Annotated in this window: 17 protein-coding genes and 1 tRNA gene; 11 read left to right on the top strand and 7 right to left on the bottom strand. The window is 71.3% G+C overall.

From position 1 onward, the window contains the following. Positions 1-161 precede the first annotated feature (161 nt). Positions 162-617, bottom strand: a complete 456-nt coding sequence (locus tag C7C45_RS11775) for a GatB/YqeY domain-containing protein (RefSeq protein ID WP_110563666.1) — start codon at positions 615-617, stop codon at positions 162-164. Positions 618-642: 25 nt separating this feature from the next. Between C7C45_RS11775 and C7C45_RS11770 the strand changes: the two genes are divergently transcribed. The 5 genes from C7C45_RS11770 (at position 643) to C7C45_RS11750 (ending at position 6335) form a co-directional block, all read left to right on the top strand. Then, on the top strand, positions 643-1536 hold the full coding sequence (locus C7C45_RS11770; RefSeq protein ID WP_110563665.1) for a metallophosphoesterase: 894 nt from the start codon (positions 643-645) through the stop codon (positions 1534-1536). Positions 1537-1778: 242 nt separating this feature from the next. After that, positions 1779-1855: transfer RNA gene (locus C7C45_RS11765), tRNA-Pro, on the top strand. Positions 1856-2230: 375 nt separating this feature from the next. Next, entirely contained in the window at positions 2231-2788 is a 558-nt protein-coding gene (locus tag C7C45_RS11760) for a SigE family RNA polymerase sigma factor (protein WP_110563664.1), read from the top strand. After that, complete coding sequence (locus tag C7C45_RS11755) at positions 2785-4242, top strand: hypothetical protein (protein ID WP_110563663.1); 1458 nt, start codon at positions 2785-2787, stop codon at positions 4240-4242. The genes C7C45_RS11760 and C7C45_RS11755 overlap by 4 nt, the downstream gene beginning before the upstream one ends. A gap of 176 nt (positions 4243-4418) precedes the next feature. Continuing rightward, on the top strand, positions 4419-6335 hold the full coding sequence (locus C7C45_RS11750; protein ID WP_110563662.1) for a hypothetical protein: 1917 nt from the start codon (positions 4419-4421) through the stop codon (positions 6333-6335). A 43-nt stretch (positions 6336-6378) separates the two neighbouring features. Here C7C45_RS11750 and C7C45_RS11745 read toward each other — a convergent pair whose 3' ends face one another. Beyond that, the gene (locus tag C7C45_RS11745; protein ID WP_110563661.1) at positions 6379-6852 is read right to left on the bottom strand and encodes a hypothetical protein; all 474 of its coding nucleotides are present in this window, start codon (positions 6850-6852) and stop codon (positions 6379-6381) included. 151 nt (positions 6853-7003) lie between these two features. Here C7C45_RS11745 and C7C45_RS11740 point away from each other — a divergent pair, with 151 nt between their 5' ends. Beyond that, complete coding sequence (locus C7C45_RS11740) at positions 7004-8293, top strand: MFS transporter (RefSeq protein ID WP_110563833.1); 1290 nt, start codon at positions 7004-7006, stop codon at positions 8291-8293. A gap of 253 nt (positions 8294-8546) precedes the next feature. On the opposite strand, the gene C7C45_RS11735 is transcribed toward C7C45_RS11740, so the two are convergent. After that, positions 8547-10253, bottom strand: coding sequence for a bifunctional metallophosphatase/5'-nucleotidase (locus C7C45_RS11735; protein WP_110563660.1), 1707 nt, complete (start codon positions 10251-10253; stop codon positions 8547-8549). Positions 10254-10535: 282 nt separating this feature from the next. On the opposite strand from C7C45_RS11735, the gene C7C45_RS11730 reads away from it, so the two are divergent. Next, positions 10536-11333 (top strand): alpha/beta fold hydrolase, encoded by a 798-nt coding sequence (locus C7C45_RS11730; protein WP_208641135.1) that lies wholly within the window; start codon positions 10536-10538, stop codon positions 11331-11333. A gap of 36 nt (positions 11334-11369) precedes the next feature. On the opposite strand, the gene C7C45_RS11725 is transcribed toward C7C45_RS11730, so the two are convergent. Further along, positions 11370-12149, bottom strand: coding sequence for a phosphodiesterase (locus tag C7C45_RS11725; protein ID WP_110563658.1), 780 nt, complete (start codon positions 12147-12149; stop codon positions 11370-11372). Positions 12150-12344: 195 nt separating this feature from the next. Between C7C45_RS11725 and C7C45_RS11720 the strand changes: the two genes are divergently transcribed. Further along, on the top strand, positions 12345-13754 hold the full coding sequence (locus C7C45_RS11720; RefSeq protein WP_110563657.1) for a sensor domain-containing diguanylate cyclase: 1410 nt from the start codon (positions 12345-12347) through the stop codon (positions 13752-13754). Between the two features lie 774 nt (positions 13755-14528). Here C7C45_RS11720 and C7C45_RS11715 read toward each other — a convergent pair. Together C7C45_RS11715 and C7C45_RS11710 are read right to left on the bottom strand one after the other, a co-directional pair. After that, positions 14529-15590, bottom strand: coding sequence for an aspartate-semialdehyde dehydrogenase (locus C7C45_RS11715; RefSeq protein ID WP_110563656.1), 1062 nt, complete (start codon positions 15588-15590; stop codon positions 14529-14531). Between the two features lie 5 nt (positions 15591-15595). Further along, a complete protein-coding gene (locus tag C7C45_RS11710) occupies positions 15596-16861 on the bottom strand; it encodes an aspartate kinase (RefSeq protein ID WP_110563655.1) in 1266 nt (421 codons plus the stop codon). Positions 16862-17119: 258 nt separating this feature from the next. On the opposite strand from C7C45_RS11710, the gene C7C45_RS11705 reads away from it, so the two are divergent. Further along, a complete protein-coding gene (locus C7C45_RS11705) occupies positions 17120-17908 on the top strand; it encodes a hypothetical protein (protein ID WP_244200337.1) in 789 nt (262 codons plus the stop codon). Between the two features lie 85 nt (positions 17909-17993). Beyond that, positions 17994-18545: a nitroreductase family protein gene (locus C7C45_RS11700; RefSeq protein WP_110563653.1), complete on the top strand. Its 552-nt coding sequence runs from the start codon at positions 17994-17996 to the stop codon at positions 18543-18545. A 13-nt stretch (positions 18546-18558) separates the two neighbouring features. On the opposite strand, the gene C7C45_RS11695 is transcribed toward C7C45_RS11700, so the two are convergent. Beyond that, on the bottom strand, positions 18559-19551 hold the full coding sequence (locus tag C7C45_RS11695) for an ArsR/SmtB family transcription factor (protein WP_146247309.1): 993 nt from the start codon (positions 19549-19551) through the stop codon (positions 18559-18561). Between the two features lie 72 nt (positions 19552-19623). Here C7C45_RS11695 and C7C45_RS11690 point away from each other — a divergent pair, with 72 nt between their 5' ends. Then, on the top strand, positions 19624-20895 hold the full coding sequence (locus C7C45_RS11690; protein ID WP_110563651.1) for an MFS transporter: 1272 nt from the start codon (positions 19624-19626) through the stop codon (positions 20893-20895). Positions 20896-21046: the final 151 nt, after the last annotated feature.

Genomic DNA, 21046 nt, shown 5'->3' with positions numbered 1-21046 from the left:
GTAGGACACGACGGGCGGGCACCCTCTGCGGGTGCCCGCCCGTTTCGTCTGTCCGGACCACGGCTGGCCGCGGCTACCGCCTGCTGATCCAGGGCCGGCGATCACAGCGCCGCTGATCCAGGGCCGGCGATCACAGCGCCGCCGACCGGGGTGCCGGCGAGTCAGAGACCGAGCTGTCGGCGTACCTCGGCGGCCACCCGACCACCCTCGGCCTGGCCCGCCACCGCGGCCTGGGCCGCCTTCATGGCCGGGCCCATCTGGGCCTTACCGGTGAAGCCGCCCGCGGCGAGCGCCCCCGCCACCAGCTCGGTCAGCTCGGCGTCGCCGAGCTGCTTGGGCAGGTAGCGGTCCAACACCTCACCCTCGGCGCTCTCCTTCGCGGCCTGCTCGGAACGACCGGCGTCGGCGAAGGCGGTGGCCGCCTCCCGGCGCTTCTTGGCCTCCTTGGTCAACACCGCGAGCACCTCGTCATCGGTGAGCTCGCGCTTGGCCTTGCCGGCGACCTCGGCGGTGCCGACGGCAGCCAGGGCCATCCGCAGCGTGGAGGTGGTCAGCTCGTCGCGCGCCTTGAGCGCGGAACGCATGTCGGCAGTGAGGCGGTCCTTCAGCGTGCTCATGGACGGTCAAACTACCCTGAACGCCATGCGAAAGCGCACACTATTCCGGCTTGCCGCCGGAACCGCCACGGTCGGCGCGGCCACGCTCGCGTACGCGTCGCTCATCGAGCGCAACATGTTCACCCTGCGGCGGTACGACGTGCCGGTGTTGCCGGCCGACGCGGAGCCGCTGCGCGTGTTGCACCTCTCGGACCTGCACATGATGCCCGACCAGGCGCGCAAGCAGCGCTGGGTGGCGTCGCTGGCCGCCCTCGACCCCGACCTGGTGGTGGTGACCGGCGACAACATGGCGCACCCGGAGGCGGTGCCCGGAGTGCTGCGCGCCCTGCAGCCGCTGCTGGACTTTCCGGGCGCGTTCGTGTTCGGCTCCAACGACTACACCGGGCCGGTGTTGAAGAACCCGTTCACCTACTTCCTGCCCGACCGGGAGTACACCGAGGGTGTCGAGCTGCCCTACGAGGAGCTGCGGCAGGTGTTCACCGGCGCCGGCTGGGCGGACCTCAACAACGCCCGGACCATGCTGAAGGCCGGCGGTCGGCAGCTCGACCTGGTCGGCGTGGACGACCCCCACATCGACCGGGACGACTACCCGTCGGTCGCCGGCCCGGTCTCGTCCTCGGCCGACCTGTCGATCGCGCTGGCGCACTCCCCCGAACCACGGGTACTGGACCAGATGGCCGCGGACAGCTTCGGGCTGCTGCTGGCCGGGCACACCCACGGCGGCCAGGTCTGCGTGCCGGGCTACGGGGCGCTGGTGACCAACTGCGGCCTGCCCCGCTCGATGGCGCGCGGTCTGCACCGGTGGCCGGGCTCGGACTCCTGGCTGCACGTCTCCGCCGGCCTCGGCACCCACCCGACCGCCCCGGTCCGCTTCGCCTGCCCCCCGGAGGCCAGCATCCTCACCCTCATCCCCCGCTGACCCCGCACGCCGCGCCCGCGCGGCGCGCCCGCGCGGCGCGCCCGCGCGGCACGCCCGCGCGCCCTGCCTCGCTTCCCGCTTCAAGATCCGCGCACCATCGGGGATGTTGCTGCCTCGGCGCGTCGTGAGGCAGCAACATCCCGGAAGTTGTGCGGATCTTGGCTGCTCCGGACCTGGTCCAGGCGGCGGGGGTACCGAGTTTGACCATCGGGGCGGGTGGGCTACTATTTGTCGGCACGCCTCGGGGTGTGGCGCAGCTTGGTAGCGCGCTTCGTTCGGGACGAAGAGGTCGTCGGTTCGAATCCGGCCACCCCGACCAGAGGTAAGTGAAGGTCAAGGCCCCTCCACGGAGGGGCCTTGACTCGTTGCGCTTACCGTGCGCGGCCGGTGAGCTGCTGGTATACCTCGAACGCGTTGCGCTCGACACGGTTCGACACCAGCATGCCGTCCTCGCGTACCCCCAGACAGCCGTACCGAAGATTTCGAGTGAAGCGCCGTCGGGAGTGGTTCCGAACACACCGTTGTTGCTGCCGGTCAAGCAGAAGCTCGATGCCACCCGTGAGCCGTCCTGGTTCTCGAACGACTTGATGACCGGAGCCCGAAATCCGGGGTCGAGCTGACGCAACTGCTGCCGGCTTTCAACCTTTCGAGCCTCGGCGGAGTCGTGATGGGTAACCAATCGAGGCGGGGGCTGATGGCAGTTGACGACGAGCATTTCCGCGAGTTCGTCGATACGCGCTACATGGATCTTCTGCGCGTGGCGTACCACCTCACCGGGTCGGCGCAGGACGCCGAGGATCTGGTGCAGGCGGCCCTGGTGAAGGTGATGCGCCGGTGGCGACGGGTCGACGATCCCATGGCGTACCTGCGGCGGGTCATGATCAACCAGCACATCAGCACCTGGCGTCGCCAACGGGTGCACGAGGTGGTGACGGCGATCCTGCCGGACCGGTCGTCCACCCGAGACATGACAGAGGCCGTGGCGGAACGGCACGCCCTCTACGAGGCGATGCGGGAGCTGACGCCCCGCACCCGGGCCGTGATCGTGCTCCGGTACGTGGTCGATCTGCCGGAGGCGGCGGTCGCGGCCACCCTGGGCTGCTCCGTCGGGTCGGTCAAGAGCCGTGCGTCGAGAGGCTTGGCACGCCTGCGTCTCGCACTGGCGTCGGATGCGCCGCCACCGGTTCCGGCCTCAGCGGCAGCCAGACCAGCACCGACCGGGACGACGACGATGACGGGGGCAACACCATGACTGTCGACGAGGAACTGAGCCGGGCCCTGGCCGAGCTGAGCGGCACCCTGACCCCACAGCCGGATCCGTACGGTCGAGCCAGGGCGCGTTACCGACGGAGCCGGCAGCGCCGGCTCGGCGGGCTGGCCCTGGCCCTGGTGGTCTCGGTGGGCGGAGCGGCCTTCGCGATCGCCGACCCGGGCCGGACCACCCAACCACCACCGGCAGACTCGACCGAATCCAGCGCACCCGTGGTGGCCTGGTCGGACAAACTCCTCCAGTCACCACCACGCGGCGTCGTCGGTCAGGACAGCGGCTATGTCCGCCAGCTTTCCGAACTCCTGTTGGCCGCGCAGCGCCGGGGAGACATCCCCCGAATGGATGTACCGGTGACCGCGGTGAAGGTGTTGTTCGTCGACGATGTCGGCGGCCAGCGGATCGCGCTCGCCGCCTTCGTCCGCGACCAGCCCGATCCAGCCACCGGCTGGCCGAGTACCGCGATGTGGCTGTCCGCCGACGAGGGTGCCAGCGCCGAGGAACTGGTCAGCACCAACGCCGTTCGGGGCGTCAGCGACGGCTTGGAACCCTACGAGAGCCTCGCCTTGGGCGACCCGTCCGGCCCGGGCAAAGTCATCCACGTGGCGATCGCACCCGCCGGGTGCGTCTTCCTGAGCTCACCATTGCCCAACGGCACGGCGTTCCAGTGGACCCCGGAGCCGACCGGGTCCTACCTGATCCGTACCCCGAAGACCCAGCGGCCCGAGTGGTGGCGGGTCGACTGCGGCGCGGTGACACGCAAGATGATCCCCGGCCCCGGTTCGCTGTTGCCGGACTCGATCACCGACGCGCAGCTCGCGACCGCGATGTCCCGCGTACGCGGCAGTGTCCCGGAGCAGCGTGCCCGACTGATGGTGTCGGAGTACGCCAAGTCGAGGGGATACCAACTGGCCGCCCTGCCGAGCGTGGTGTGGGGCGGGCACGCCACCGGCCTTCCCGCCCGCTCCACCGGCGGATCGCCGGCCGCCGACGCGTCGCTGGAGAGCGGCGAGGCGACGATCCTGGCCGCTCCAGCCGCCGGCGGCGGCTGGATCGGCCAGGTGACGATCGACCTCGATCGACCAAGGCTCAACGGCGTGATCGGCACCGGCGCCTCCTTCGTCGTCACAGCGGACCCGACCGATCCCGCAGGCGTCCTGGCTGTCTCGATCGACAGTGACAACATCGGCGACGAGGGCGAGCGGACCCTGCTCGTGGTGACGCCGGCGGCAGCCACCCGGGTGCGTGTGGCCCAGGACGGGCGCGAGGTGGCGACGGCTGCGGTCAGCGGCGCCGGGGCGGTGGTGCCCGTGCCCCACTCCATGACGGGCCTCGTCGTCGAGGCGCTCGACGCGTCCGGCCGGACGCTCGCCAGCGGCCAGGTGGCCGGGGATGGTGCGGCGTCGACACTTGAGACGGACACCTGGAACCAGGACTGAGCGCGCCGAGCTGGTCCGGGTCCGCCGCCCTGTCGGCACTGCTCGGAAGATCACCGATCCTTTCGGCCGGCTACCAAGCCGGCCGAAAGGCTGTTGCCGCCCGACGCCATCCAGGATTTGATGCGGCATGATCATCCGTTCAGTAGGCGGATGGCACACGGGGAGGACCATCCACTGTGATCAAATTCAGGCCACGCCGTGCCGTCGTCAGCGCACTCGCGCTGACGCTCGGCCTCAGCGGGCTCAGTCTCATCTCCACCGCGAGTGCCGCCGTCGCGGCGCCGCACTACGACGACCCGCCGGCCGTGCAGGTCGGCTGGACCGACTCGGCGACGCCGAAGAAGGCGTACCCGATCGACAGCAACACCAACATTCCGCTCGGCACCTGGCAGGACGACGCGGGCAAGAGCCACACCTCCCGGGTGTACGCCACGTACGACCTCTCGGCCCACGAGGGCAAGAAGATCTACGGTGCCAAGGTCTTCCTCGACGAGCGCAGCGTCGCCGATTGCAGCAAGCGGGCCGTCGAGATCTGGCGGACGAAGCCGGTCACCTCGACTCCGACCTGGAACCGGCCGCCCGCACCACTCGCCAAGCTCGGCGAGGTGCTCACTCCTCCGCAGATCTGCCCCGGTGCCATCATCACGTTCGACGTCGGCGCGGCGGTGCAGGACGCGGTGGCACACCGGCAGCGGTACATCACCTTCGAGATCCGGGTCCCGGAGCAGTACGAGAGCGACGCCTCCTACGGCCGGCGATTCCACCCCTACCGCGGCGTCCAGCTGAGCACCCAGTTCAACTCGGTGCCGCAGATCGACAACGCCCACCTGTACAACGGTGGTCTGCCCTGCACCCAACTGGCCCCCTATCCGCGCATCGGCGGGTCCGCCAGCACGTTGCAGGCGGTCGGCACCGACGCAGACGAGTACGACGAGCGCTCGGTCAAGACCGAGGTCGCCATCTGGCCGAAGGCCAATCCGGAGGCCCGGCAGGTGTTCACCGGCGAGCACGGCCAGTCCGGCCGAGCCAACACCGTCAACCTGCCCGAGGGCACCCTCACCGACGGGAAGTCGTACGTCTGGCAGGCCCGGGTGACCGACGGCGCGGACTACTCGCCCTGGTCGAAGAAGTGCTTCTTCACCCATGACCGCACCGCTCCCAGCGCGCCCACCGTCACCTCGTCCAACTACCCGCCGGACACCACCGGCGAGTGGGGGCCGGTCGGTGTGCCGGGCATCTTCACGTTCTCCGGCAACGGCAACAAGGACGTCGCCGGCTTCGAGTACTCCTGGCTCGGCCTGGGCGTCCACGGCTGTTCGGCCAGCGGTGACCACGGCCAGTGGGAGTGCCACAACCCGCTCGACCAACCCGGAGCGGTGCGCTTGCAGACCCCGGGTGGGTCGGCGACCGTGACCATCAATCCGCTTCGCTCCGGCCCGCAGCGGTTGAGCGTGCGCGCCATCGACCTCGCGGGCAACGTCTCGGAGACCGTGACGTACAGCACCTTCGTCGCCTCGGGCGAGCCACAGGTGCAGGTGCAGAGCGGTCGGCCCGAGTGGGGCCAGGAAGTGTTGTTGAAGTTCATCCCGGCTCCCGGTGTCACCGTCCGGGATTACGAGTTCGTCCTCGATGGCGGAGAGCCGCAGACGCGGGACGCCCAGGAGGATGGGACGGCCTTCTTCAGCTTCGTCGCCACGAACCCGAACGGACACCGACTCACCGTCCGCAGCCGTAGCGACAACGGGTACGTGTCACCGGAGAGCCGCTGGGAGGCGTACTTCGATCCCGGCCCCGGGGTGAAGTCCGACGTCTACTACTCGCCTGACGGTTCGCCGGTCGGCGGGGTGGGGGTCGAGGGCACCTTCACCTTCTCACCGCCGCCGGGTTGGACGGACACCACGGCCTACCGTTACAGCTTCAACAACGCCGAGGCGACCGAGGTGGCGGCCGACGCGAACGGCCGGGCCACGATCACCTGGGCACCGACGGCCAGCGGGTTCACGGACCTGACCGTCTACGCCGTCCGCGCGGACGGGACGGTCAGCGACTACCCCAACTGGTACTACTTCGACGTGGCGGCCTCGACCGCCTGACGTGTCCGACGGGGGCGGCCGCTCGTGTGGCCGCCCCCGCCGGTCAGTCCTGCAGTTCGGTGCGCTCGATCTCGGCGAACGCGGCGGCCAGGTAGTCGTCCAACGGCACAGTGGTCGCCGCCAGCAGGTCGGCCACCAGCAGCGGGGCATGCCGGGCCAGGGCGGACGCGTCCGGAGGTGACTCGTCACCCTCAGGGTCGTACACCCCCAGCGCGCCGGCCAGCAGAACGAGCACCACGTGCGGGTCCACGTCCGCACGCCACCGCGCCGCGCCCTGCACGCAGCGGGTCAACACCTGGCGGATGTCGTCGCCGGTCAGCCCTTCCGGATGGCTCTCCTCCAGCAGCAGCCGAACCACCGCGCCGAGCACCAGGCCGGACCGCTCGTCCGCGGCGAGCCCGCCGACCGCGTCGTCGTAGGCCTGTCCGTCGCGTGCCTGGGCGGCAGCGACGGCCGTGGTGGCGGTCACCGCGATCGCGCGGGCGGTAGCGGGGAGGTGTCGCCAGGTGCCGGTCATCGGGCCAGCATCCCAGACCCGGCGGACACCGACGGATCGCTGCCGCGCCTAGTGGATCATCGTGCGATTGGTCACTTGACGGTCCCAGCGAGAGCGGGGACCGGCCAAAACGGTTCGCGTGGTGTCACACCTGGCCAAGAGAATGCCGAACATGCTGCGTCGTGCCCTGCCCCGCCGTTCGGAAGCCCGCCGGATCATGCTCGGCACCCTCCTGTCGGCGATCGGACGCGGCCTGACCCTGCCGTTCCTGTTCATCTACCTGACCGACGTACGCGGGCTCACCGACACGCGCGCCGGGCTCGTCATCGGCTGGTACGGCGCGGTCACCCTGGCCCTGTCGCCGCTGGGCGGCACACTGATCGACCGGATCGGCGCCCGTCGCGTGGTGCTGCCCTGCCTGCTGATCGAGGCGGTCGGCACCGGCTCGCTCGCGCTGGTCCACTCCACCGGGTCGGCCCTGCTGGTGATGACGGTGATCGCCATCGGCAGCTCGGCGATCTGGTCCGGGCAGAACACGATCCTCGCGTCGTTGACCGACGACGGTGAGCGGCAACGCGTCTTCGGGCTGAACTTCGCCCTGCTCAACCTCGGTATCGGCATCGGCGGCATGGCCTCCGGCGCGATCGTCGACACCGCCCGGCCCGGCACCTTCCAGACGATCTACCTGCTGGACGCGTTGACCTACCTGATGCCGGCGCTGATCCTGCTCACCCTGCCCGCAGTGGGCCACCGGCTCGGCAGCCGTCGAGGCACCGACGAGCCGTCGCCCGGCGGCTACCTGACCGTGCTCCGCGACCGCCCGTTCCGGCGGCTGGTGATCTTCGGGCTGGTCCTCACCACCTGCGGGTACGCGCAGATCGAGGTGGGCTTCGCCGCGTACGCGGTGCGGGTGGCCGAGGTGAACCCGCGGGTGGTGGCCTGGGCACTCGCCGCCAACACCGTGATGATCGTGCTCGCGCAACTGCTGGTGATCCGCCGGATCGAGGGGCGCAGCCGCACCCGGGCACTGGCCGTGGTCGGGGCGGTGTTCGCCGCAGCCTGGCTGGTCCTCGGCGCGGCGGGCCTGGTCAACGGTGAAAGCGCCCTGCTCGCCGCCCTGTGCGTGGTGGCCTGCTCAGCGATCTTCGGCTTCGGCGAGACGATGCTGTCGCCGGTGATGCCCGCGCTGACCAACGCGCTGGCCACGGACGAGCTACGTGGCAGGTACAACGCGATGAGCTCAATGATCTTCGGGATCAGCGGAGTGATCGGCCCGGTGACCGCCGGCCCGCTCATGGGCGCCGCCAACGGCAGGGTCTGGGTGGCGACGGTGGTCGGCGGCTGCCTGGTCGCCTCGCTGATCGCGCTCTCCCTGCGCCGCCTGCTCAGTCCCGAACAGGACGGCCGCGCGACGACCGAGCCGGTGCCCACCACCCCGGCCCCCGCCGCCGCCACCGCCTGACCCCACGCCGCGCCGCGCCGCAGCACCCCAACGCACCGCAAGTGTCGCGCTTGATCCTGGAAGTAGTGGCCTCGACCGCGCTGCAATGCCACTACTTCCTGGCTCGAGCGCGATCTTGACCCCGCAGCCGCAACCGCAACCGCTCGCCGCAGGTGAGGGCGGCGGCCAGCAGGCGGCAGGCGGGGTCGGCAAGGACGGGACGGGACGGGCCCCGGAGCATCCGCTCCGGGGCCCGATATCGCGGGGTCGGCCGTCAGGCGGCGGGGACCTCGGCGGTGGTCCGGATCCGGTCCAGCGCCGGCGCGGACACCGGCGACTGGGCGGTCAGGTACGCCACGAAGGCGTCCAGGTCGATCTGGGCCGTGACCAGGTTCGTCCCGCCGGTGAGGGCGCTGAAGCCGTCACCGCCGCCGGCCAGGAAGTTGTTCACCGTCACCCGGTAGGTGGCGGCGGTGTCGACCGTGGTGCCGCCGATGGTGAGGCTGCCCCGGACCACGCGGGTGCCGGCGCACGGGTCGGCAACCGTGCCGGTGGTGCCGGCCGGGTCGACCACGTAGCCCACCGTCGCCGACGGGTACAGCGTGCGGCCGGTGACGAACTGCTGCTCCAGCACGCAGTAGAGCTGTGCACCGGTCAGGTCCAGCGTCACCAGGTTGTTGGCGAACGGCTGCACCGTGAACGCCTCCTCGTAGGTGACCGGGCCGGCGTCGAGGTCGGCCCGGACCCCGCCCGGGTTCATGAAGGCGGCGACCGCCCCCTGTTCGTCGTCGGTGGCGGCGAGCTGCGCGTCGGCGATCAGGTTGCCCAGTGGCGATTCGCCCAGACTCGTACCGAAGAGGGTTTCCTGGCTCCGGGTGATCGCCTGGCTGGTCTCACCGACCTGGCGACCGGCGACCGGGCCGAGCACGGTCTTGTACCTGTCGATCAGTGCGGTCTGCTTCGGGTCCTTGGCCACGTCCCGGGTGACCACGACGTTCTCCGCGGCGGCGGAGATGATGTCACCGGATCGACGGTCGATCTTGAGGTCGATGTTGGTGATCAGGCGACCGAAGGAGCTGGCACTGGTGACCAGCTTGCCGTTGATGTCGCAGTTGTACGCCTGGTGGGTGTGCCCGCTGACCACCACGTCGATCGACGGGTCCATCCGGTTGGTGATGTCCACGATGGGCCCGGTCATGCCGACGCAGTCGTTGATCCCGCCGGTCGCGGCCTGGGTGCCACCCTCGTGCAACAGCACGACAATCGCCTGTACGCCCTGGCGGCGCAGCTCGCGAGCGTACCGGTTGGCGGTGTCCGCCTCGTCGGCGAAGCTGAGGCCGGCGACGCCCTGCTGACTGACGATCTCCGGGGTGTTCTCCAGGGTCATGCCGATGAAGCCGACCTTGACGCCCTGCACCTTGTGGATCGCGTACGGCGCCATCAGTGGCTTGCCGGTCGCGGTCTTGAAGGCGTTCGCGGACAGGTACCGGAAGCCGGCGCCCCGGTACGGGGTGCCGTCGGCGCAGCCGTCGACCGGGTGGCAGCCGCCGTTCTGAATCCGGAGCAGCTCGGCGGCGCCCTCGTCGAACTCGTGGTTGCCGACGCTGGCGTAGTCCAGCCCGGCCATGCTCAGCGCCTCGATGGTCGGCTCGTCGTGGAACGCGGCGGAGAGCAGCGGGGACGCGCCGATCAGGTCACCGGCGGCGACGGTGATGGTGTTCTTCTTCTTGGCGGCGGCGCGCAGCTCGGCCAGGTGGGTGGCCAGGAACTCGACGCCGCCCGCGGTCTGCCCGGCGATGGTGCCGCTGGACCCACTCGGCGGTTCGAGGTTGCCATGGAAGTCGTTCAGAGCCAGCAGGCTGACGTCGACCGGCTTCGGCCGTGCGTCGGCTTGTTCGGGGCTGGTGGCGACCGCGCCGAACGCGGCCACCGCGAACGCGGTCAGACCGACGGCGGCCCGACGCAATCCGGGTATGGACATGAATCTCCTCGTGAGAATCGGCGCGTGCGGGGCCCGGCCTCTGGGTCGACCGGGCCGCCAACCGACGCCGTCGGAAGGATCGATCGCGAATGGCGGCGGTTGGGGATGGCCGCCTGCACCGACAGCCTCTCATCCGGACGCCGACCGGTCGACCCAGGCAGCACATCAGGGCCGTGGGTGGGGCTGGACCTCAATCGACAGCCGTTCGATGCGATCTGCCGGACATTGTCGGTCCCGGGGTCTAGAAAGGACGGGACAGCCAGCGCGGACGGAGGCGGCATCGTGAGCGGGACGACACCGGCGGTGGAGCAGGTGCGATCGGCGGACGGCACGCCCATCGCGTTCGAACGGTCCGGGACCGGGCCCGCGATCATCCTGGTCGGCGGCGCGTTGAGCGACCGCAACACGACCCGCGACATCGGTGCGGCGCTGGCACCGGATTTCACCGTGTTCAGCTACGACCGCCGAGGTCGGGGCTACAGCGGCGACACCGCACCGTACGAGATCGGCCGCGAGATCGACGATCTGGCCGCCCTGATCGCGGCGGCTGGTGCTTCCGCCGCTGTCTACGGGATCTCCTCCGGCGCCGTCCTGGCCGCCCTCGCCACCGCACAGGGCCTGCCGGTGACCGGGTTGGTCCTGTTCGAGCCACCGTTTCAAGTGGGGCCGCACGTCGGGGTCTGGAAGGACACCACCGCGCAGCTCATCGAGCTGATCGCGGCCGACGACCGGGACGGCGCGGTGGAGACCTTCCTCAGCACCTCGGTGGGGCTGCCGGCCGAGATGATCACGGAGATGAAGGCCCAACCGGTGTGGAGTTCACTTACCGCGATCGCGCACACCCTGCCGTACGACGAGATCGTCACCGCGGGAGGGCGAATGCCCACCGACCGGCTCGCGGCGATCACCGCGCCGACCCTCGCCGTGGACAGCACGGGCAGCCCGCAGTGGTTGCGCGACGCGAGCCGTGCCGCGGCCGAGGCGGTCCCGGGCGGCCGGTCGATCAGCCTCGACGGTGGCTACCACGAGGTGCCGCCGACCACGCTCGCGCCCGCGTTACGCGAGTTCCTGCTCGCCTGACGGCCCGGGGCGGTCAGCGGTCAGCGACGGGTGCCCTCAGAAGCCGCAGGTCTGGCCGGCGGAGTGGCTGACCTGCACGGTGTGTGTCACGCAGCCGCCCGCCTCGACCAGATGCAACAGGAAGGCGGTTGGCTCGTCGACCCAACCGATCTGCTCGTCGGCGCTCATGGTGAGCGTGCTCTGCTTCCAGGTGCTGGGCGCCACGGTGAGCACCGTGCCCGCGTACCCCGTGGTGACCGGGCGGTGCAGGTGGCCGGCGGCGACCCGAACGACGTGCCGGTGCCGACCGATCACCTCGGCGAGCGCGTCACCATCGGCGAGCCGGATGGAGTCGGCCACGGGGATACCGACCGCTACCGGCGGATGGTGCAGGCAGACCACGGCGGGCACCTCGGGCCGCCCGGCCAGCACCCCGTCGAGCCAGCCGAGCTGCTCCTCGCCGAGTCGGCCGCTGTCGCTGCCGGGCACGAGCGAGTCGAGCACCACGACCGTCGCCGCCTCGTGGTCGACGTGGTAGTAGGCGGAGAAGCCGCCCCCGAGCCACGGTGTGCCCCCGAACGCGTCGAGCAGCGACTCCCGGTCGTCGTGGTTGCCGGGGACCAGGTGCACCGGCAGCGGAAACTGGCCGATCAGCTCGCGCAGAGCCGCGTACTCGTCGGGCCGGCCGTGGTCGACCAGATCGCCGGTGATCACCACGCAGTCCGGTCGGGGCCGTAACGCCAGCACCCGGCCGAGCGCACGGTGCAGCCCGGCGGCCGGTTGGGCGGCGAGCAGGCCGGTGGTCAGGTGCGGATCACTGAGCTGGGCGATGAGCATGGGCTCGCCTCCTCGGCGCCGGGAGCTCCACGCTATCGCCGATTGCGGCGTCCCGAGGGCCCCGCCCACAGGCTGCGTCCACAGCCTGTGGATAGCACGTGTGTACGAAGCCCGGCCGACCCCGCCGCCGTGAGTACGCTTGATCGCGCGGCTCGGCGCCGGCCGGGCCTGTCCCCTACCTGGAACGACGTGCGAGTGGATCATCAGCGAGTCATCCGTGACGTCACCGTCCGCCTGCCGATGGCGTCGAGCGCGCTGGAGGCCTGCCGGTGGACGGTCACCGCGCTGTCCCGCCACACCTCGGCGACCATCTCCGTGCTGCTCGCGGTCCACGACCGCCTGCGCTGCGTCGCGGCGACCGGGGCCTGGCAGGTCTTCGCGACCGTGCCGGCGGGGACCGGCATCGTCGGGCGGGTGTACGCCACCGGCACCCCCGCCGTCGTACCGGACGTCACTGTCGACCCGGACTACCTACCGGTACGCCCGGACGTGGCCGCCGAGCTGTGCGTACCGCTGCTGGACCCTGCGGGCCGGGCGATCGGCGTGCTCGACCTGCAGTGGAGTGAGCCGGTCGACCTGGAGCCGTGGCGGGAGACCACGCAGCGGCTGGCGAACCGGCTCGGCGCGCGGATCGCCGCGCTCGGCGGCCCACCGGCGGAGAGCCGCAGTGAGAAACTGCTCCGGCACACCGCCGCGCTCACCTCCGCGCCGACCGAGGGGGACGTACTCGCCGCGGCGGCATGCGCCGCCCGGGAGGTCTCCACCCTCTCCACCGCGGTTCTCCTGATCGCCGGTCAGCTCGGTCCGCCCCCGGTGGCGCCGAGCGACCTGGAAACCCGGATCCGCGCCGAGCTGACCGAGGCGGGTCCGGCCGCCCTGGACCGGATGGTCGACCGGGCACACCGGTACGGCGCCGGGTACACGCTGGGCGAGGCGGGGCACCCCCCGACCGAGGACTACCGGCCGTTGACCCGGGCAGGGGTGCACACACTCGTCGCCGTCCCGGTCGGGCCGCCGGACGCCGGCGGTGTGCTCCTGGTCGCCGACGAACGCGCACTGCGCCCGGACCCGACCACGGTCAGCCTGATGGAACTGCTCGCCGGGCAGGCCTGGACGAGTCTGGACCGGCTCCGCACGCTGGCCCGGCTGCGGGAACAGGCCAGCTCCGACCCGTTGACCGGGTTGGGGCACACCGGCCCGTTCGGCCAGCGGATCGCGGCGGCCACCCCGGGGCGTACGGCCCTGCTGGCGATCGACGTGGACGGCTTCAAGACCGTCAACGACACGTACGGCCACCAGGCCGGCGACCAGGTGCTTGTCGGGTTGGCCCGGGCACTGGAGGGGGCGCTTCGGCACGGCGACGAGCTGTACCGGATCGGCGGCGACGAGTTCGTCGCGGTGATCGAGGTGAGCCGCCCCGAGGAGGCGGTCCGGATTGCCGAACGGCTGACCGAGGCAGCCCGGCGCATCGGTCGCACGATCAGCGTGGGCGTCGCACTGCCTCGCCCTGGCGAGTCCCCCGATCGCACCCTACGGAGAGCCGACCAGGCCCTGTACGCGGTGAAACGCCAAGGCCGAGACGGCGTACACCTGTCCGCGGCATAACCCCCGCCCACCCTCCCTCCCGCCCGCACTCCCCTCCCGCGCTGCCCTCCCGCACTGCCCTCCCGCACTGCCCTCCCGCATTGCCCTCCCGCGCTGCCCTCCCGCACTGCCCGCTCGCACTGCCCGCTCGCCCGCGCTCCCCACAGTCCCCGGTGCCAACCAGACAGACCAACTAAGCCGCTCAAAGTCGCCGATGTGGGGGCATCCTCGGCACGGGGCACCCTGTATCGGCGATCCGGTGTGGATCACAGCAAGACGATCACCGCACGATGATCATGATCGACTCCATATCGCCGATGTGGCGGCATCTCCCCCGACAGATACCGCCACGTCGCCGACATGGAGTCGATCACCGCCCCGCACTCCCCAGGTCAATCAATCATGAAGCCGTGGCGCCCACGCAAAACGGGCATGACGGCACCTTCCGCCCAACACAACACCATGATCAACCCACACCCCCGCACCCCCCGAGCAGGACAGCACCCCGAGAGCACCGGGACCGCGTCAGGACCGCGATCTTGCATTTTCGGCCGTCGATTCGCCGCCCTTGCCCCTTTTGTCTTGACAGAAACTGCAAGATCGCCGGCGCGAGGGGTCGGGGCGAGCACGAGGAAGGCGAGCGCCGGGCAGAGCAGAGGGAGGCAAGCACCGGCCAGGGCAGAGCACCGGCCAGGGCGAGACGAGCACCGAGCAGCGCAGGACAAGCACCGAGCAGGGCGAGACGAGCACCGAGCCGAGCAGGGCAGGACGAAGCGAGCGCCGGGCGGGCGCGGGTTAGGGGGTTCTCAGCTCTTTGGCGAGGAGTTCGGCGATCTGGGCCGTGTTGAGGGCGGCGCCCTTGCGGAGGTTGTCGCCGGTGACGAAGAAGTCGAGGGCGCGGGGGTCGTCCAGGGCGCGGCGGATCCGGCCGACCCAGGATGGGTCGGTGCCGACCGCGTCGATAGGCATCGGGAACTCCCCGGCCGCGGGGTCGTCGACCAGGATCACCCCGGGTGCGTTGCGCAGTGCCTCGCGGGCGCCCTCGGCGTCCACCTCGGTGCCGAAGACGGCGTGTACGGCCACCGAGTGGGCGGTGACCACCGGCACCCGGACGCAGGTGGCGGACACCTTGAGGTCGGGCAGGCCGAGGATCTTCCGCGACTCGTTGCGGATCTTCATTTCCTCGGAGGACCAGCCGTCGTCTGCCGGGGAACCGGCCCAGGGCACCACGTTGAGCGCGAGCGGGGCCGGGAACGGGCCGAGGTCGTCGCCGACCGCCTGGCGGACGTCGCCGGTGCGCGAGCCGAGCGCGCGGTCGCCGGCGACCTTGGTGAGCTGGTCGTGCAGGATGTCGACGCCGGCCTGGCCGGCCCCGGAGACCGCCTGGTAGGAGGCGAGCACCAGTTCCCGTAGGCCGTACTCGCGGTGCAGCGGCGCAACGGCGACGATCATCGCGAGGGTGGTGCAGTTGGCGTTCGCGATGATGCCCCGGGACCGGTTGCGGACCTCTTCGGGGTTGATCTCGGGAACGACCAGCGGGACGTCCCGGTCCATCCGGAACGCGCCGGAGTTGTCGACCGCGATCGCGCCTCGGGAGACGGCGATCGGTGCCCACTCGGCGGAGACCTCGTCGGGCACGTCGAACATCGCCACGTCGACCCCGTCGAACGCTTCGGGGGTGAGTGCCTGGACGACGAGTTCTTCACCCCGGCAGCGCACCCGGCGGCCGACCGAGCGTTCGGAGGCGAGCAGCCGGATCTCACCCCAGACGTTGCGGCGTCCGGTGAGCAGCTCACACATGACGGTGCCGACGGCACCGGTTGCTCCGACCACGGCGAGGGTGGGCAGCGCCGTCATCGGCGCTACCTACCCGTCCCCGCGTAGACCACGGCTTCGGTGTCTCCGCCCAGCTCGAACGCGTCGTGGATGGCGCGGACGGCGGCGTCGAGGTCGGTGTCCCGGCAGACCACGGAGACCCGGATCTCGGAGGTGGAGATCATCTCGATGTTGACCCCGGCTGCGCCGAGCGCGGCGAAGAAGCCTGCGGCCACACCGGGGTGCGAGCGCATGCCGGCGCCGATCAGGGAGACCTTGCCGACGTGGTCGTCGTAGAGCAGGCCCTTGAACTTGACCGGCTCCTGGATCTTGCTGAGCGCCGCCATCGCGGTCGGACCGTCGGCCTTGGGCAGGGTGAACGAGATGTCCGTCCGGCCGGTGCCCTCGGTGGAGACGTTCTGCACGATCATGTCGATGTTGATCTCGGCGCTGGCGACGGTGTCGAAGATCCGCGCGGCGGCACCCGGCTCGTCGGGCACCCCGACGATCGTGATCTTGGCCTCGCTGCGGTCGTGCGCGACCCCGGTGATCAGTGCCTGCTCCACGGAAAGGTCCTCCATCGATCCGGTGACCATCGTGCCGGTGTTGGTCGAGTATGACGAACGGACGTGGATCGGCAACCCCGCCCGACGGGCGTATTCCACGCTACGAAGGTGCAGCACCTTCGCGCCGCATGCGGCCAGCTCCAGCGTCTCCTCGTAGGTGATGTGCTGGATGTGCCGGGCATTGGGCACGATCCGCGGGTCGGCGGTGAAGATGCCGTCCACGTCGGTGTAGATCTCGCAGACGTCGGCGTGCAGGGCCGCGGCGAGCGCCACGGCGGTGGTGTCCGAACCACCCCGGCCCAGCGTCGTGACGTCCTTGGTGTCCTGCGACACACCCTGGAAGCCGGCCACGATGACCACCGACCCCTCGTCGAGCGCGCCCTTGAGCCGCCCGGGCGTCACGTCGATGATCCGTGCGCGCCCGTGCACCGAGGTGGTGATCACGCCGGCCTGCGAGCCGGTGAACGAGCGGGCTTCGTACCCCAGGTTGTGGATGGCCATGGCGAGCAGCGCCATGGAGATCCGCTCCCCGGCGGTGAGCAGCATGTCCAGCTCGCGGCCCGGCGGCAGCGGGCTGACCTGGTTGGCCAGGTCGAGCAGCTCGTCGGTGGTGTCCCCCATCGCGGAGACCACCACCACCACGTCGTCGCCGGCCTTGCGGGCGGCGACGATGCGCTCGGCCACCCGCTTGATCCGCTCGGCGTTGGCGACGGAGGACCCGCCGTACTTCTGCACCACGAGTGCCACGACGGTGCACTCCCTCCAAGCGACCCTGAGCGTGCCGACGCCGCCGGAACCGGGGCCGGCGGCGCGTGTCAGACCCCTTGAGGGTATCCGGCAGGTAACGACGTCGGGTCAGGTGATCCCACCATCCGGCCCGCGCGGGGCCGGCCGGGCCGGTCCCACCAGGTCCGGCGGTACGTCGGGACGACCAAGCCCGACACGCCGGACGAACCCGGTACGCGCCGGTGCCCATCGACCGCCCGTACCCACCAGAATGGGCCGGTGCCCGTCCTCATCCGCTCGGCCGGCCGCGTGCTCGGGCCGCTCATGTTCGCCCTGCCGGCTCTCCTGGTCGCCTGCACCGGCGAGCAGCCGCCGACCCCGCCGCCCGCCGATCCAGCTCCGGTCGCGGTGGACGCCGCACGGGACGAGCTGGCCGCCCTGGCCGCGGCTGCGCAGGACCGCCACCTGGTGGCGCAGTACGTGTACGGCCAGGCGGGTCGACCGGACCGGACGATCTCGTTCACCAGCGCGAACGACGGAAGCTGGCGGGTCGACGTGCCGGGGGGCGCGTGGGGTGGTGCCGCCGACATCTCGATGGCCGCCACGACCGACGGGCTGTTCCAGTGCGCCCTGCCGTCGGCCGGCCGACCGGAGTCGGCGAGCTGCGTACGCCTCGGTGACCGCGACGACGCGATCCCACGCCGGTCGGACCCCTGGGTCCAGCATCCGCTCACCGACTGGCTGGACGTGCTCACCGACCGGCGCGCGCCGTTGGCGGTGGCCCCCGCCAGCCCGCCCAAGGGCCTCACCGGCACCTGCTACTCGGTGGACTCCACCTCGGCGTCGCTGAACGCCCCGCTGGAGGTGGGTATCTACTGCTACGACCGGGACGGCACGCCGACCGGTGTCCGGACCGGGGCCGGGACGTTGAGGCTGGCCGCAGCGCCCGGGCCGGCACCGGCCACCGTGCAGCTGGCCGGTCCGGTGGTGGTCGACCGGGACCCGCTCGACACCGCCGCGCCCCCGACCCCTGATCCGTCGGACAGCCCGAGCGCGGGAACGCCCTGATCTTTATCCCGTTACGGGTGCCCTTGCCCACATCTGGTCACCCCGCCCCTAAAGGGCGAATCGCCCATACGGGACGATCCAGAGCATGGCTGACCTCACTCCCCTGCTCGCCTACCGTTGGAGTCCGCTGGCGTTCCACCCCACCGAGGAGGTGAACGCGACGGACGCGTCCCTCCTCCTGGAGGCCGCCCGCTGGGCGCCGTCCCTGGGCAACCGCCAACCCTGGCGGTTCACCCTCGGCCACCGCGACGACGAGACCTGGAAGCGGATTCTGGTCAACCTGCCCGAGCGCGACCAACGCTGGGCACACCGTGCCGCCGCTCTGCTGCTCGCCGCGCACGTCGACGGCGACACCGCGCCCGACGCCGCGCCAGCCGACGGGGTCGCGTACGACCTGGGCCAGGCGGTCGCCCATCTCACCGTGCAGGCCACCGCGCTCGGGCTGCACGTGCGCCAGGTCCTCACCGTGGATCGCGCCGGACTCACCGCCGACCTGCACCTCCCCGCCGACGTGCGGCCGTACGCGGTGCTCGCGGTGGGGCAACTCGGTGACCCGCTCAGCCTCCCGGCCGACCTCGTCGCCGAGGAGACCGGCCTGCGCCGCCGTCGACCGCTGGCCGAACTCCTGCTCGGCTGACCGGTTGGCGGGCCTACTCGCCGCGGCTGGCGCGAAGAAGGGCTGCCGCGACCTCGGTGTTGCGATACAGGACGTGCCGACCCTGTCGGGACCGGGAAACCAGGCCGGCGGCGTGCAACGCGGCCAGGTGCTGAGAGACACCTCCGGCGGACATTCCGGCGCGTCGGGCCAGGTCAGTGGTGGTCACCGCGGTCTCGAGCAGGTGCAGCAGCGCGGCCCGGCCCGAACCGATCACGCGTCCCAGTGGGTCGCCGGGCGGCGGCGCGGTCGCCTCCCAGAGCGTCCCGAGGGCACGAACCGGGTACGCGCCGGCAGGCAGCGAGTCCTCCAGCAGGTTCCACAGCACGTGCCGCTCGGTGAACACCGTCGGGTTGAGCGCCAGCCCCCGACCGCGGAGGTCGAAGTCCCGCTCGAACGTGTCGTCGCTGATCACCCGGTCGCCGTGCCAGCGCAGGCTCGGGTGGAGCTGCTCGAAGAACCGGCCGGCGCCGCTCTCGGCGAGCTGGGCGGCCCGGTACGCCACGTCGGCGTCGAGCAGCGCCCGCATCCGCGGCCAGTCCGGGGCGATCGCCTCCTCGTACCAGACCCGCACCGCCTCGACGACCTGCGGCAGCAGCCCGCCCGGGTCGGCGAGCAGCGCCTGCCCGAACGGGCTCAGCGGTCGTTGCCAGGTGGTCGACAGCAGGTCCTGGACCACCACGGCCGGCGGCGTCGCGGCGATCTGGTCGAGCTGCTCGGCCAACTCCACGTTCGGTCGGGCCGCCGGGGTGAGGAAGTCGGGCAGCCAGCGACCCGGCACGACCAACCCCACCAGAGGTCGGACCCGGTCGGCCACCTCGGGACGACGCAACGTCACCCGGGCCCGGTCGATCCAGGGCAGGTGCACCGCGTAGCGGACCGGTTTGGCCAGCGCCCACATGCTCATGACCGTCTCGTTGACCGGTGACACGGCGAGCCGCACTCCCGCCACATCGGCCAGGCTGAACCGCAACTCGGACACACGCACCCCCGGAAGCAGGATTCGGCCCAGCCTAAAAGGCTCGACCGACCCTGTGGGGACACGGTTCACTTCCCAGCCATGGGGGCCAGAGAAACCATTCGTACCGCCGTCCGAGACGTCGTACCGCCGGCCGGGTTGACCCGCGCCCTGGCCATGCAGGCCATGGTCGCCGCCGTCGGCAGCGGACTGTTCCACGCCGGCAGCGCCGTCTTCTTCACCCGGGCGCTGGGGCTCAGCGCCGCCCAGGTCGGGTTGGGGCTGTCCATCGCGGCGGGGGTGTCGCTGCTGGGCACGGTGCCGCTGGGCGGGCTCACCGACCGGTACGGACCGCAGCGCGTCTGGGTGGTGGGGTCGGTGCTGAACGCGGCGCTGTTCGCGACGTACCCCTTCGTGGGCGGTTTCGCCGGCTTCCTCGCCGTGGTGGTGGCGCTGGCCGGCGTGGACGCCGCTGTCGGCGTGGCCCGGCAGGTCTACTCGATCAACGCGGTCCCCCCGGCCGAACGGGTTACCGCGATGGCGTACCAGCGCTCGTCGCTGAACGTCGGCTTCGGGCTCGGTGCGGTGATCAGCGGCGTGGTGCTGGCGGTAGACACGATCACGGCGTACCGGGGGATGGTCTGGTTCATCTCGACCGTCTTCCTCGTGACCGCCCTCTTCGTGCGGCGACTGCCTCGGCTGCCGCAGGTGGCCCGACGGGCGGAGCCGATGAGCCGGCTCGCCGTGCTGCGGGACCGCCCGTTCATGGTGGTGTCCCTGCTGTCCGGGCTGCTCACCGCGCACGGGGTGCTCTACCTGACGGTCATGCCGCTGTGGATCCTCACCCACACCGACGCCCCGAAGACGGTGATCGCCGGGCTGGTGCTGCTCAACACGGTCCTGATCGTGCTGCTCCAGGTACGCGTCAGCCGGGGCGCGGACACCGCGGCGGGCGCGGCACGGGCCTCCCGCCGGGGTGGGCTGCTCGTCGCCCTGTCCTGCCTGGTACTGCCGATCTCCGCGGTCACCCGGGGCCTGCTCACCGTCGTGGTGCTGGTGGCCGCCGCGTTGCTGCTGATCCTGGCCGAGCTGATCGAGTCGGCGGGCACCTGGGGGCTCACCGCCACTCTGCCGCCGGCCGGCGAGCGCGGCGCGTACGTGGGGGCGCTCGGACTCGGCGTGCAGCTCCAGTACCTGATCGCGCCGGCCGGACTGACCGCACTCGGGGTGACCACCGGCGGGTGGGGTTGGTTACCGACGGCAGCGATCTTCGTGCTGGTCGCGGCGGCGATCGTGCCCGCCGTGGCCTGGGCGCAACGGACGCCGAGGCTGGGTGCCGAGGCCCCGGACCCGGACATGACGCCGGTCCCATAGTCCGGACCTGCCTTCACACCTCCCCTTCCATCACGTAGGGTCACATGGTCATGTGGCGGGCGCTTCTTCTCCTTAGCCGCCGCGACGAGGCCTGATCGGCCGGCACCTCGTCGCGGAGTCGCATCGCGCCGTCCAGCACATCTGAGCTTTC

This window comes from Micromonospora arborensis, assembly GCF_003205615.1.
Taxonomy (GTDB): Bacteria; Actinomycetota; Actinomycetes; order Mycobacteriales; family Micromonosporaceae; genus Micromonospora; species Micromonospora arborensis.
This window is presented reverse-complemented; position numbering and strand designations above follow the sequence as displayed.

Excerpts from the sequence above, each read along its gene's own strand:
- C7C45_RS11775 (WP_110563666.1), bottom strand. The coding sequence starts at position 617 with ATGAGCACGCTGAAGGACCGCCTCACTGCCGACATGCGTTCCGCGCTC.
- C7C45_RS11770 (WP_110563665.1), top strand. The coding sequence starts at position 643 with ATGCGAAAGCGCACACTATTCCGGCTTGCCGCCGGAACCGCCACGGTC.
- C7C45_RS11760 (WP_110563664.1), top strand. The coding sequence starts at position 2,231 with ATGGCAGTTGACGACGAGCATTTCCGCGAGTTCGTCGATACGCGCTAC.
- C7C45_RS11755 (WP_110563663.1), top strand. The coding sequence starts at position 2,785 with ATGACTGTCGACGAGGAACTGAGCCGGGCCCTGGCCGAGCTGAGCGGC.
- C7C45_RS11745 (WP_110563661.1), bottom strand. The coding sequence starts at position 6,852 with ATGACCGGCACCTGGCGACACCTCCCCGCTACCGCCCGCGCGATCGCG.
- C7C45_RS11740 (WP_110563833.1), top strand. The coding sequence starts at position 7,004 with ATGCTGCGTCGTGCCCTGCCCCGCCGTTCGGAAGCCCGCCGGATCATG.
- C7C45_RS11735 (WP_110563660.1), bottom strand. The coding sequence starts at position 10,253 with ATGTCCATACCCGGATTGCGTCGGGCCGCCGTCGGTCTGACCGCGTTC.
- C7C45_RS11725 (WP_110563658.1), bottom strand. The coding sequence starts at position 12,149 with ATGCTCATCGCCCAGCTCAGTGATCCGCACCTGACCACCGGCCTGCTC.
- C7C45_RS11715 (WP_110563656.1), bottom strand. The coding sequence starts at position 15,590 with ATGACGGCGCTGCCCACCCTCGCCGTGGTCGGAGCAACCGGTGCCGTC.
- C7C45_RS11700 (WP_110563653.1), top strand. The coding sequence starts at position 17,994 with ATGGCTGACCTCACTCCCCTGCTCGCCTACCGTTGGAGTCCGCTGGCG.
- C7C45_RS11690 (WP_110563651.1), top strand. The coding sequence starts at position 19,624 with ATGGGGGCCAGAGAAACCATTCGTACCGCCGTCCGAGACGTCGTACCG.